This window comes from Comamonadaceae bacterium M7527 (assembly GCA_021044545.1).
GTDB lineage: Bacteria > Pseudomonadota > Gammaproteobacteria > Burkholderiales > Burkholderiaceae_C > RS62.
Map to the genome: position 1 here is coordinate 430,440 of CP087990.1, position 13,036 is coordinate 443,475.

General features: G+C 59.2%; 13 protein-coding genes. All 13 read left to right on the top strand.

Annotated elements, in window-relative coordinates:
• Positions 1 to 36: 36 nt before the first annotated feature.
• Entirely contained in the window at positions 37 to 1,146 is a 1,110-nt protein-coding gene (locus tag LN050_02050) for an RluA family pseudouridine synthase (protein ID UFS56671.1), read from the top strand.
• Positions 1,147 to 1,237: 91 nt separating this feature from the next.
• Complete coding sequence (gene scpB, locus LN050_02055) at positions 1,238 to 1,930, top strand: SMC-Scp complex subunit ScpB (protein ID UFS56672.1); 693 nt, start codon at positions 1,238 to 1,240, stop codon at positions 1,928 to 1,930.
• Positions 1,923 to 3,176 (top strand): pseudouridine synthase, encoded by a 1,254-nt coding sequence (locus LN050_02060; protein UFS56673.1) that lies wholly within the window; start codon positions 1,923 to 1,925, stop codon positions 3,174 to 3,176. The genes scpB and LN050_02060 overlap by 8 nt, the downstream gene beginning before the upstream one ends.
• A 134-nt stretch (positions 3,177 to 3,310) precedes the next feature.
• Entirely contained in the window at positions 3,311 to 3,736 is a 426-nt protein-coding gene (ndk, locus tag LN050_02065) for a nucleoside-diphosphate kinase (GenBank protein UFS56674.1), read from the top strand.
• 6 nt (positions 3,737 to 3,742) lie between these two features.
• Positions 3,743 to 4,885 (top strand): 23S rRNA (adenine(2503)-C(2))-methyltransferase RlmN, encoded by a 1,143-nt coding sequence (rlmN, locus tag LN050_02070; GenBank protein UFS56675.1) that lies wholly within the window; start codon positions 3,743 to 3,745, stop codon positions 4,883 to 4,885.
• A complete protein-coding gene (locus tag LN050_02075; GenBank protein ID UFS56676.1) occupies positions 4,882 to 5,598 on the top strand; it encodes a tetratricopeptide repeat protein in 717 nt (238 codons plus the stop codon). Before rlmN ends, LN050_02075 begins: the two co-directional genes overlap by 4 nt.
• A gap of 65 nt (positions 5,599 to 5,663) precedes the next feature.
• A complete protein-coding gene (locus LN050_02080; GenBank protein UFS56677.1) occupies positions 5,664 to 6,629 on the top strand; it encodes a DUF4115 domain-containing protein in 966 nt (321 codons plus the stop codon).
• 47 nt (positions 6,630 to 6,676) lie between these two features.
• A complete protein-coding gene (ispG, locus tag LN050_02085; GenBank protein ID UFS56678.1) occupies positions 6,677 to 7,954 on the top strand; it encodes a flavodoxin-dependent (E)-4-hydroxy-3-methylbut-2-enyl-diphosphate synthase in 1,278 nt (425 codons plus the stop codon).
• A 51-nt stretch (positions 7,955 to 8,005) separates the two neighbouring features.
• Positions 8,006 to 9,283 (top strand): histidine--tRNA ligase, encoded by a 1,278-nt coding sequence (gene hisS / locus LN050_02090; protein UFS56679.1) that lies wholly within the window; start codon positions 8,006 to 8,008, stop codon positions 9,281 to 9,283.
• 206 nt (positions 9,284 to 9,489) lie between these two features.
• Positions 9,490 to 10,158, top strand: coding sequence for a tetratricopeptide repeat protein (locus LN050_02095; protein UFS56680.1), 669 nt, complete (start codon positions 9,490 to 9,492; stop codon positions 10,156 to 10,158).
• Between the two features lie 39 nt (positions 10,159 to 10,197).
• Positions 10,198 to 11,331: a PQQ-binding-like beta-propeller repeat protein gene (locus LN050_02100; protein UFS56681.1), complete on the top strand. Its 1,134-nt coding sequence runs from the start codon at positions 10,198 to 10,200 to the stop codon at positions 11,329 to 11,331.
• A complete protein-coding gene (gene der / locus LN050_02105; protein UFS56682.1) occupies positions 11,328 to 12,668 on the top strand; it encodes a ribosome biogenesis GTPase Der in 1,341 nt (446 codons plus the stop codon). Before LN050_02100 ends, der begins: the two co-directional genes overlap by 4 nt.
• A gap of 98 nt (positions 12,669 to 12,766) precedes the next feature.
• The gene (gene hfq / locus LN050_02110) at positions 12,767 to 13,021 is read left to right on the top strand and encodes an RNA chaperone Hfq (protein ID UFS56683.1); all 255 of its coding nucleotides are present in this window, start codon (positions 12,767 to 12,769) and stop codon (positions 13,019 to 13,021) included.
• Positions 13,022 to 13,036: the final 15 nt, after the last annotated feature.

Genomic DNA, 13,036 nt, shown 5'->3' on the forward strand with positions numbered 1-13,036 from the left:
GTGAGTTAGAAAATTATATAGATGCCCAAGCCCACAATGAATCAGAATTCGCAAATGCCCATGGATGTGGCGCAAGAACACGCAGCGCACATGGACCAAAGCGACCCACAAGGCGTGGACATGGGGGCAGGTGAGGCAGCCGATGAGGGCGAACACCTGTCTATTAAAGCCACGCCTGCAGACCACGGCCAGCGCCTTGACAAAGTGTTGAGCGCCCACATTGCCAGTGTGTCGCGTTCGTTTCTAACGCAGCTGGTAAACCAAGGGGCGGTTCAGCTAGGCGGTGCCACCTGCACCAAAGCCGCTCAAAAATTGCGCGTTGGCGATGTGGTTGACATTCACTTGCGCCCCACACAGCAAGCCATGGCGTTTACCGCGCAAGACGTGCCGCTGGATGTGGTCTTCGAGGATCAGCATCTGGCCGTCATCAACAAGCCAGCTGGCTTGGTGGTGCACCCGGGTGCTGGCAACTGGAGTGCCACGCTGCTAAACGGCTTGTTACATCGCTGGCCTGATTCGGTGACCTTGCCGCGCGCCGGCATTGTTCACAGGCTGGACAAGGACACCAGTGGCCTGATGGTGGTGGCCCGCTCGCGCGCCGCATTTGACGCGCTGGTCAAGCAGTTGGCAGATCGCGAAGTGAGCCGCATTTATCTGGCCATTGCCCATGGCGACTGGCGCCGTATCAACCGCGACTTGCCCACGCTGGATGCGGTCACGCTTAACCAGGCCATTGGTAGAGACGTGCGCAACCGCTTGCGCATGGGTGTGGTCGCTGCAAACAGCCCCAATGGCAAGCCCGCGCAAACAGATGTGTACGGCCTGGACGCGGTCGATACGCCTGGGGCCCAGGCCAGTTTGGTGCGTTGCAAGCTGCATACAGGCCGTACCCACCAAATCCGCGTGCACATGAGTGCGCTTGGTTACCCGTTGGTGGGTGACACGCTGTATGGCGGCACGCACAAGGCTGGTTTGGAGCGCCAAGCTTTGCACGCGCATGAGTTGGGATTGGTGCACCCCGGCACAGGTCAAGCCATGCACTGGTCTTGCCCAGCGCCGCCAGATTTGCAGCAAGCCCTCAAAACACTGGGCCTGAACTACAATAGGGACCTGTTTCACCCAACCGGGTCGCCCCTATTGTCATAGGGCCTCGGTTGCTCGGTTGCATGGGCCCCAAGCTCGTGCAACGGTCCCCGGCTGGCGCACTGTGCCGAGCTCATTTTTTTCGGACCTTTTCATGCAAACGACGGATGCCAAGCGTGTCCTCGAAACCGCACTCATTTGCGCTGGTCAGCCCCTGACTGTGCGCGAGCTAGGGTTGCTGTTCGATGGCGCCATTGCCCCAGATACGATCAAGACCATGCTGGGCGAGCTGCAGCTTGAGTGGACCAACCGCGGCGTAGAGCTGGTGCCGGTGGCCACGGGTTGGCGCTTTCAAAGCCGCCCTGAGTTGCGCGAGTTTTTAGACCGGCTACACCCTGAAAAGCCGCCCAAATACACCCGCGCAGTGCTTGAGACCCTGGCCATCATTGCCTACCGTCAGCCGGTTACGCGCGGTGATATTGAAGACATTCGTGGTGTGACGGTGAACTCGCTGATCATCAAGCAGCTGGAAGACCGCGGCTGGGTAGAAGTCATTGGCCACCGTGAAACAGTGGGCAGGCCCGCCTTGCTGGCCACCACCAAACAGTTTTTAGACGATTTGGGTCTGGCCTCGCTGGACCAACTGCCAGAGCTGGACCAAGACGGCGTGGCCAATGCCATGGCCGACTCGCTGGCCCAAGAACTGGACCTGCACCCCAGCGATGAGGCCCCAGCGCCGCAAGACGCTGAGTTGGCAGGCGACGATCAGGTGCAAGAAGACGAACAAGAGCAGGGCGACTTGTCGGCACTTGACCAAGACAACCAAACCAAGGGCGACCATGAGTAACACCAACGACCAACACCCGCAGGGCGAGGACGTCGTGTCTGGCGCCCCCAACACCAACAGGGTGAGCTTTGAAGACGTCATCAGTGGCGCCTTTGACGACGAAGGCTTTGTAGCCGATGTGCCGCAGACCGAAGACGATGTCGCCAAGCGCGTACTGGCGCCCGAGGTCAACGCGCCCAAGCTGCACAAGGTGCTGGCGCAAGCGGGCATGGGGTCACGCCTGGAGATGGAGCAACTCATTGTGCAGGGGCGCATCTCCGTCAACGGTGAGCCTGCCCACGTAGGCCAACGTATCAAGTTTGGCGACACCATCAAGGTTAATGGCCGTGCCATTCGCGTGCGCATTGACCCGCCGCCCCCACGCGTGCTGGCCTACCACAAGCCATCAGGCGAGGTGGTGACTCACGACGACCCGCAAAACCGCCCCACGGTGTTTCGCCGCCTGCCCAGGCTGCAACACGGCAAGTGGCAGTCTGTGGGGCGCCTGGATTTAAACACCGAAGGCCTGTTGCTGTTCACCAGCTCTGGCACATTGGCCAACCAGTTGATGCACCCGCGCTTTGGATTGCAGCGCGAATACGCGGTACGCGTGTTGGGCGCGCTTAGCAATGTTGAAAAGCAGCAACTGCTGGACGGCGTGCAGCTGGAAGACGGCCCTGCGCAGTTTGGCAGCATTATTGACGGCGGCGGCGAGGGTTCTAACCACTGGTACCGCGTGACCATTGGCGAAGGCCGTAACCGCGAGGTCAGACGCATGATAGAGGCCGTTGGCCATGCGGTTAGCCGCTTGATCCGCATCCGTTACGGTAGCGTGGAGCTGCCGCGCGGTTTGCGTCGCGGCGCGTTTGTTGAGCTCGATTGGCGTGACATTGAGCAGCTCAGCGCTGCAGCCAATGAAGCTGTGCCAGTGGCCGGCTCAGGCGGTGGCCGAATGGCCAACCCGCAGGCGGGTAAATCCGGGCGCACAGCCGGCCTGGGCCGTACCGTTAAAAACAGCTACAACAAGCGATCAGGCGGGCGTCGCCCCAGCACGCCGCAGGGCTGGGACGCGCGTGCGGAGGCGCAAGCCGAGAAAAAGGCTACTCGCGCACCTACCAAACGTGGTCCGCGTGTGTCTGTGCAGGCGGTACCGTCTGCGCAGCCAGATCCCATGCAGACTTCGTTTGGCTACATTGGCGGTGATGCGCTGCAACGACAGCGTGACCGCAGTGAGCCAGGTGCCAAGCGCGTCAAGCGCAAGCGTTAGATTTTTGACGGCGTTGCAGTGGGCTGCGCCCCTGCACACGTTAGAATGAGAGGCTAAGCCGTTGGCGGCAAACGCTGGCGCTTGACCCTGTTGGGGTTTTCAACCCAGATTTTTAATTTTTCAAGGTAATTTCCATGGCTATCGAGCGCACCCTGTCCATCATCAAACCCGACGCAGTGGCAAAAAATGTCATTGGTCAGATCTACGCACGTTTTGAAGCCGCCGGCTTGAAGGTTGTTGCGGCCAAGATGGCTCACCTGTCGCGTCCAGAAGCCGAGGCTTTCTACGGCGTGCACAAAGAGCGTCCTTTCTTCAAAGACTTGGTTGACTTCATGATTTCTGGTCCTGTGATGATTCAGGCACTGGAAGGCGAAGGCGCCATTCTGAAGAACCGTGACCTGATGGGCGCGACTGACCCCAAGAAGGCCGACGCCGGCACCATTCGTGCTGACTTCGCTGACAGCATTGATGCCAACGCTGTGCACGGCTCTGACGCGGCTGATACAGCAGCGGTAGAAATCGCGTTCTTCTTCCCCGGTATGAACGTTTACACACGTTAATCGGTAATGACGGCCAACCTGCTCGACTTCGATCTCGAGGGCTTGGCCGCCTTTTGCGAGCGCTTAGGCGAAAAACGCTTTCGCGCCACGCAACTGTTTCGTTGGATACACCAGCGCGGTGCCAACGATTTCTCGGGCATGTCTGATTTGGCCAAGAGCCTGAGAGACAAACTGCCCGACGTGGCGCATATTGCAGCATTGCCTGTGCTCAGCCGCCAAAACGCATCAGACGGCACCATCAAGTGGTTGTTTGACGTGGGCAACGGTGACGCCGTAGAGGCCGTGTTTATTCCCGAATCTGACCGTGGCACCTTGTGTGTGTCATCGCAAGCGGGTTGTGCTGTGGGCTGTCGGTTTTGCTCCACCGGCCACCAAGGCTTTAGTCGCAACCTCACCACCGCCGAAATTGTGGCGCAGCTGTGGTTTGTGGAGCACACGCTCAAACAGGAACGTCAAACCACAGACCGCATGGTCACCAACGTGGTGATGATGGGCATGGGCGAGCCGCTACAAAATTACCATGCATTGGTGCCAGCACTCAAAGTCATGCTGGACGACCATGGCTACGGCTTGTCGCGCCGCCGCGTCACCGTCTCAACTTCTGGCGTGGTGCCCATGATGGACAGGCTGGCCAAAGACTGCCCAGTCGCGTTGGCGGTGTCGCTGCACGCACCGCTGGATCCGCTGCGTGACGACCTGGTACCGCTGAACAAAAAATACCCGTTGCAAGAGTTGCTTGAGGCCTGTGCGCGCTATTTGCCAGCTGCCCCACGCGACTTTTTAACCTTTGAGTACTGCATGCTCGCTGGCGTGAATGACCAGTCCGAGCATGCCCAAGCGCTGATCAAGCTGGTGCGCCAGTTCGATGGTGGGCGCGGCCTGTCGTGCAAGTTCAACCTCATACCCTTTAACCCATTCCCCGACTCTGGCCTGACTTGCTCAGACAAGGCGACCGTGAAGGCGTTTGCCGAAACATTGAATGCCGCTGGCTTGGTGACCACGGTTAGAAAAACCCGTGGTGACGACATTGATGCGGCATGCGGCCAACTTGCTGGCGAGGTGCTAGATCGCACCAACGCTACCCAGCGTATGGCCAGGCGCCGTGTGGAAACCGAGCATGTGGTGAGCGTGCACGCGAGGGTGCCGTGAGCACTCAAGCGCGCTGTGTCGTTGTTCGCTGGCTGCAAGGTGGCTTGTTGGGTGCGGTGTGCGCGGTATTGGCAGCATGCCAGGCTTACGCGCCAGTGAGCGCGTCACAGGCCAAGCGTGTGGATTTACGCGTGCAGCTGGCTTGGGCTTACCTTGATCGCGGCCAACCTGAAGTGGCGCTGACAGAGGCGCAACGCGCCCTGGACGTAGACCCCGCAAACGCCCAAGTCCACAACGTACTGGCCATGTCCTTGTTGGCGTTGCAGCGCCTGGATCCTGCACTGCAAGCCATGTGTCAGGCCACCAAGCTGGCCCCATCCGATTTGTCGCTGCAGCACAACCTGGCATGGCTGCAATGCGCTGCAGGCCAGCCAGAGCAAGCACTTCAAACCTTTGCACAGCTGCTGGCACAGGCTGCGCCGCCTTTTGATGTGGCTCGCACGCAATTCAGCCAGGGCGTATGCGCCATGCAGGCCCAACGTACAGAAGTGGCGCAGCGTGCGCTAGAGCAAGCCATGCAAGATGTACGCTATGCCGATGCAGCGCGCTTTGGCCTGGCCAAGCTCATGGTGCAAACCCAGGACTGGGCGCATGCCATGCGTTTATTGGCTGCCATGCCAGCGGCACAACGTGCCACCCCCGCAGTAAAAGCCTTGCAAGCTGACATAGATGCCCAGTTTGAGCGCAGCAAGAAAGCCCCGTTAATCAACTGATAATTGAAGCGAAGTCGCCTTGCGAGGCGCAGCAAGTCCAAAAAAGAATGAGGAAATCAGCCGCTATGACCGATAACAACGCCCACAACACGGTAGACCAAGAGGTCGCCGAACAAGAAGCGCTGGCCGCTTTGTCAACGGTCATGGGATGGGACATGCTCAGGCAGGCGCGCGAAGACGGCGACGTGTCTTTGGAGAGCTTGGCCGCGGTGCTGAAGGTGCCAGTGCGCAAGCTGCAAGCGCTGGAAGCGGGTGAGCTGGGTCAAGGCACTGACCTGACTTTCTCTCGCGCCCTGGCTGCCAGCGTGTGCCGCCAATTGCGCATAGATGCTGAGCCTATTTTGGCGGCGTGGCCCAAGTCCAATCAATCTGTGAAAAAGCCGCTGCCCAGTATCAACGACGGTGCACCGGGTGCAGCCACAGCCTTGCCGCCAGCCAAGCGTGAAGGCGGCGGCATCATGTGGGCTTTGGTGGTGCTGGCCCTGGCTGGCATTGGCTTGTGGCTGGCGATAGAGCAAACCCAAAGCTCGGCCACCAAGCGCGCGGCCAACCAAAGCCAGCGCGCCGTGACACAAGTACAGCCCCAGGAGGCCGCGCCCAGTGTCGCTGAGCCCAGCGCAGTGGCAACTGCCGATGACAGTGCTGGCGCAGCCACCGATGCCAGTGGCCAGGCAAGTGCCGAGATCAATGGACTTGCTGATCAAGCCGCTGCAGACGCCACAACAGAGGGCGAGGCTGCGGCAACAGCCGAGGTGCGCACCAGCGCTGCAGCTTTAACCGCGTCGCAAATTGGCGACCACTTACTGGTCATTCAGGCTGTGCAGGAGTCGTGGGTGGAGGTGACAGATGCCTTTGGCAACCGCGTGTTCACAAGCCTCATGATGCCTGGTGACTACACGGTGTTGGATCAGCCGTCCAGCATGTCTGTGGTGGTGGGCAACGCCTTGGGCGTTGTGGCACACACGCGTGGCCAGCCCGTCGATGTGCAGGGCAATGCGCGCGGTAACGTGTCGCGCTTTGACATTCGTTAAGCTCAAGCCCAGCTTTTTAAAACGGTCTTTACCTACTTATTTGTGTCATGAGCGCCAACCAATCTCACACTTCTGCCAAGCCTGTTGCCTTGTTCTCGCCAGTGCAGCGCAAGACGCTGCAAGCGCGAGTTGCCTGGGGTGACCATGTGGTAACAGTGGGCGGTGGGGCACCTGTGCGCGTGCAGTCCATGACCAATACCGACACCGTCGATGTGATTGCTACGGCCATACAAGTCAAAGAACTGGCCATGGCAGGCTCTGAGGTGGTGCGTATCACGGTGAACAACGAGGAGGCGGCCAAAGCGGTGCCTCACATTCGTGAGCAGCTGGACCGCATGGGCGTGCCCACGCCGCTGGTGGGTGACTTTCATTACAACGGCCACAAGCTGTTGAGTGACCACCCCGACTGCGCGCAAGCCTTGTCCAAGTACCGCATCAACCCCGGCAACGTGGGGCGGGGCGACAAAGGCGACAAGCAGTTTGCCCAAATGATTGAAGCGGCCATGCGCTACGACAAACCTGTACGCATAGGCGTGAACTGGGGCAGCCTTGACCAGGACTTGCTGGCCAGCATGATGGACGCCAATACCGCACGCGCCCAGCCCTGGGATGCGCGTCAGGTGATGGTGGAAGCGTTGATCACATCCGCCCTGGACTCGGCGCAAACGGCGCGTAACTTGGGCATGCGCCCAGAGCAAATTCTGTTGTCTTGCAAAGTCAGTGGTGTGCAAGACCTCATTACGGTTTATCAGGAGTTGGCGCGCCGTTGTGACTACCCGCTGCACCTGGGCCTTACCGAGGCAGGTATGGGCACCAAAGGCACTGTGGCTTCCAGTGCGGCCTTGGCGGTGTTGTTGCAGCAAGGTATAGGTGACACCATTCGCGTTTCGCTGACGCCTGCGCCAGGTGAAGCCCGTACCCAGGAGGTTGTGGTGGCCATGGAGATTTTGCAGTCGCTGGGTTTGCGCGCATTTGTGCCCAGTGTGACCGCTTGCCCAGGTTGCGGGCGCACGACCAGCACCACCTTCCAGGAACTGACCAAACAAATTGATGACTACATGCGCGGCGCCATGGCGCAGTGGCGAGACCAGTACCCCGGTGTTGAGAGCATGAAGGTGGCCGTCATGGGCTGCATTGTGAACGGCCCCGGTGAGAGCAAGCATGCAGACATTGGTATCAGCCTGCCGGGCACCGGTGAGGCGCCAGCTGCACCTGTGTATGTAGACGGCCACAAGACGGTCACACTCAGAGGTCACGACATTGCCGCGCAGTTCAAAGACATTGTGGACAACTACGTGCGCCAGCGCTTTGGTCAACAGGCTTAAGCGCATTGCGCAGCACCCGCTGCACCCTTATTACGCATTCACTTGATTGTTATGGCCGACAAAATACTTGCCGTTAAAGGCATGAACGATATTCTTCCTCCTGCTTCCGCGCATTGGGAGTGGCTGGAGCAAACCGTACGAGAGCTGATGGCAGGCTATGCCTACCGCAACGTGCGCACCCCCATTGTTGAGCCCACTGGCCTGTTTGTGCGGGGCCTGGGCGAGGTGACAGATATTGTTGAAAAGGAGATGTACTCCTTTGAAGACCGCTTGAACGGCGAAGCCCTTACATTGCGACCAGAAGCCACAGCCGGTGTGGTGCGTGCTGTGGTGGAAAACAACTTGCTGTACGACGGGCCGCGCCGCTTGTACTACATGGGCCCCATGTTCAGGCACGAGCGTCCGCAGCGCGGGCGTTACCGCCAGTTTCATCAGGTTGGTGCCGAGGCGCTGGGCTTTGCCGGGCCAGACGTAGACGCCGAGCTGATTTTTATGGCTTGCGACTTGTGGGCCAGGCTGGGCTTAAAAGGTGTGACCTTGGAGATCAACAGTTTGGGGCAGCTGGATGAGCGCCAGGCGCACCGTGCAGCCCTTATCGCGTATTTGTCCATCCACCAGGATGTGCTGGACGATGATGCCAAGCGCCGCCTGTACAGCAACCCCTTGCGTATTTTGGACACCAAAAATCCGGCCATGCAAGACGTGGTGAATGCCGCGCCCAAGCTCATGGACTACCTGGGTGAGGCCTCATTGGCACACTTCAACGGTTTGCGCGCCATTCTGGATGATGCTGGTGTGGCCTACACCATCAACCCGCGCCTGGTGCGCGGCATGGACTACTACAACCTCAGTGTGTTTGAGTTCGTGACCCAGGATCTGGGCTCTCAGGGCACCATTTGTGGCGGCGGGCGCTACGACGGCCTGATAGAGCAAATCGCAGGCAAACCCGCACCTGCTGTAGGTTGGGCGCTGGGTGTAGAGCGCTTGTTAGAGTTGCTCAAAGAGCAGAACCTGTTGCCACAAAAGCCTGTGCCCGATGTGTTCGTGATTGTGCCCAGTGCAGCAGTGGCCTTGCAGGCCGCGCAAGTGTGCCGCCTGTTGCGCAGCGCTGGCGCGCAAGTGCATATGCATGCGGGCACCGCGCAGGGGCAGGGCAGCATGAAGTCGCAGTTCAAGCGCGCCGACGGCAGTGGTGCGGCCTGGGCCGTCATTTTGGGTGAGCAAGAGCTTGCCGCCGGGCAGGTGGCGTGCAAGTCGTTGCGCATCGCACAGGAACAGCAGTTGGTGAATCTGACAGACCTCCCTGCCTGGTGGGCTGAGCAGGTCTAGGCTCAAGCGGGCCTTGCAAGGGCATGGCCCGTGGCAATCTGCCGTTGTGGATTGCCATGTTGCGGCGCTGCTCACAATAAGGTTGCAGCCGCATCATTGCCCGCACGCTCGCGATTTGCAAGCACCTTCACGCTCTACAATACGGGGTTGCGTGCAAGCAGTGCCCAGCATGCGCATTTTTATTTCAGCAGCAGGATGTACTCCCAATGGCGACCCAGCACTTAAATCTAGAAGAACAAGAACAAATTGACCAAATCAAGGCTTTTTGGCGCCAATGGGGCAACGTCATCACGTGGGTGTTGATCGTGGTGTTGGGCAGTTACGCCAGCTACAACGCTTGGCAGTTTTGGCAAAACCGTCAAGGCCAGGCCGCTGCCCAGCTGTTTGACGAGGTGAACAAGGCCGCCCAGGTTGGCGATTTGGACAAGCTCAAGCGCGTCGTGGGCGACATGCAAGAGCAGGCTGGCAGCTCGCTACTGGCTCAGCATGCGCAGTTGCTATTGGCCAAGGTAGCTGTTGACAAAGACGACGCAGCGGCAGCCAGGACGGCGCTAGAGGCGGTGGTTGAGCAGTCCCCCGATGACGGCCTCAAGGCGGTTGCCGCTTTGCGCGTTGTCGCCCTGGACATGAACGCCCAGCAGTGGGACAAGGCCTTGGCCGAGTTAGACGCGTTGGGCCAGTCAGCAGTACCCGGGTTTGCGGGCTTGATTGCTGATCGCCGTGGTGACGTGCTGATGGCCAAAGGTGACAAGGTAGGTGCTGGCGTGCAATACCAGGCTGCTTGGGATGCATTGGCAAATGACGCCAACTACCGTCAATTGGTAGAGGTCAAGCTCAATGCCTTGGGCTTGTCTGCCAGCAGCGCCGCGCAATAACGATTGTGCATTTCGTCAAACGCTAAAGGAATGACCGATATGACATTGATGCAGACCATGCTCAAGCGCCTAAGCCCGGTAGTGGCCGTGGCTGGTTTATTGGGTTGCGCCGCAGGTAGCGCGCCGCCAGCGCCCACACCCTTGCAAGGCTTTACACCGCTGATGAATGTGGTGCAGGTTTGGCGTGCGCAGTTGCCAGCGCCAATAGGCGAGACACTGCGTGCGCGCGGCGTGGGCAAGACATTGGCTGTGGCGACAAGCGGCGGCCAAGTCAGCGTGCTGAGTGCAGCCAATGCCCAGTCGCAGTGGTCTGTAAACGTGCAAGACGACGTTGTAGCCGGTGTTGGTTTTGACGGCACAACTGCCGCAGTGGTCACCACACGAAACCAATTGGTGGCCGCTGCCAATGGCCAAGTGTTGTGGCGTGCCCAGTTGCCGGCGCGCACCTATACCCAGCCCTTGGTGGCTGGTGGACGTGTCTTTGTGTTGCTGGCTGACCAAAGCCTGAGCGCGTTTGACGCGAGCAACGGCGCGCCCTTGTGGACGCAGCGCTACTCGGGCGAGCCCCTGGTGTTGGCGCACCCAGGTTTGCTGGTGGCTGTGGGCAACGCCTTGGTAGTGGGTGTTGGCGAGCGTTTGGTGGCCATGAATCCTGACAATGGCCTGGCGGCTTGGGACGTGCCCCTGGCCCAGCCTCGCGGCGTTGACGAGGTTGAGCGTTTGGTTGATTTGGTGTCTGAGCCGGCTGTGATTGGCTCGGTGGTGTGTGCACGCGCGTTTCAGGCAGCGGTGTCTTGTGTCGATATGACCACCCGCGCCCGTGCTTGGACGGCGTTGTCCGATGGTGCCAACGGTTTGTCTGGTGACGCACAGGCGGTGTTCAGTACCGACGGCGCAGGCCGCGTGAAGGCTTGGGCAACCGCTACCGGCAAAGAGTTGTGGACCAGCTCAGACTTGCTGTACCGCGGCCTAACCACACCGCTTGCTCTTGGAAAAACATTGGTCGTTGGTGATGCACAGGGCTATATGCACTGGTTGTCACGTGACAACGCCCGGGTAATGGCCCGCTTGCCAACAGACGGGTCCGCTATTGTGGGCGCGCCGGTTTTGGTAGACGGCACTTTGATTGCATTGACCGCCAAAGGTGGCGTGTTTGCTTGGCGTCCTGAATGAAACCAGTTATTGCGCTTGTGGGGCGGCCAAACGTTGGCAAATCCACGCTGTTTAACCGCTTAACCAAGTCGCGTGATGCGATTGTGGCCGATTACGCGGGTCTCACCCGCGACCGTCACTACGGCACAGGCAAGCATGCGGGGCGCGAGTTTATTTGCATAGATACCGGCGGCTTTGAGCCCACTGTGGATACCGGCATCGTCAAGGAAATGGCCAAGCAAACGCTGCAAGCCATTGCTGAGTCAGACGTGGTGATTTTTGTGGTGGACGCCAGAGGCGGCATCAGCGCACAAGACCACGATATTGCCAACTTGTTGCGCAAGCTAGGCAAGCCAGCCTTGCTGGTCGCCAACAAGGCTGAAGGCATGCAGCAAGGCACGCACTTCACAGAGTTTTACGAACTGGGCCTGGGCGAAGTCATGGGCGTGTCTGCCGCACACGGGCAAGGCATACGAAGCCTCATAGAAATCGCGCTTGAAACCCTAAACCTGCCCGAGCTTGACGAGGACGCCCAAGAGGCTGAAAACACGACCATACGTCTGGCAGTAGCCGGGCGGCCCAATGTGGGCAAGTCAACGCTGATCAACGTGTGGCTGGGCGAAGAGCGTTTGGTGGCATTTGACATGCCAGGCACCACGCGGGACGCCATTACCGTGCCGTTTGTGAAGGGTGAGCAGCAATATGAGCTGATAGACACTGCCGGCTTGCGACGCCGTGGCAAAGTGTTTGAAGCCATTGAGAAGTTCTCTGTTGTTAAAACCCTGCAAGCCATTGAGAGCGCCAACGTGGTGGTGTTGCTGATAGATGCCACCCAAGGCGTGACCGACCAGGACGCCCACATTGCCGGTTTTATCGTGGAAAGTGGACGTGCGGTGGTGGTGGCCATTAACAAATGGGATGCTGTAGACGACTATCAGCGCGAATGGGTGATGCGCTCTGTGGAGCAGCGCTTGCCGTTTTTGAAGTTTGCCTCGGTGTTTACCATGTCGGCCATCAAGCGTCAGGGCCTGGGCCCTGTGTGGAAGGCGATTGCTCAGGCCCACAAGTCGGCCACGCGCAAAATGCCCACCCCCCAGCTCACACGTATTTTGGAAGAGGCGGTGCAGTTTCAGCAGCCCAACCGCAGCGGCATGTTCCGCCCCAAAATGCGCTATGCCCACCAAGGCGGTATGAATCCGCCCGTGGTCGTGGTGCACGGCAACTCCCTGGAGCACGTGACCGAGGCTTACAAGCGCTACCTAGAGGGCCGTATTCGCCAGGCGTTTGACCTGACCGGCACGCCCTTGCGCGTCGAGATGAAAATCTCTACCAATCCTTACGCAGACAAAGATAAATGAGTTCAAAATAGGCGGCCTGACTGGCCCCAGTGGGTGTAGGGCTTGACACCATGTGGTATCGTTAAATTTTTATAAATCTCTCCAACACGGAACATATCGTGAGCAATAACAAAGGCCAACTTTTGCAAGATCCATTTTTAAACCAGCTGCGTCGTGAGCATGTGCCAGTGTCCATTTACCTGGTCAACGGCATCAAGTTGCAAGGCCAGATTGAGTCATTTGACCAGTACGTGGTGTTGCTGCGTAATACCGTGACCCAAATGGTTTACAAACACGCCATCTCCACCATCGTGCCCGGACGCCCAGTGCAGTTTGTGGGCACGGGTGAAGCAGACCAAGGCAGCGCGGCTTAACTTGCAAACCGCGAC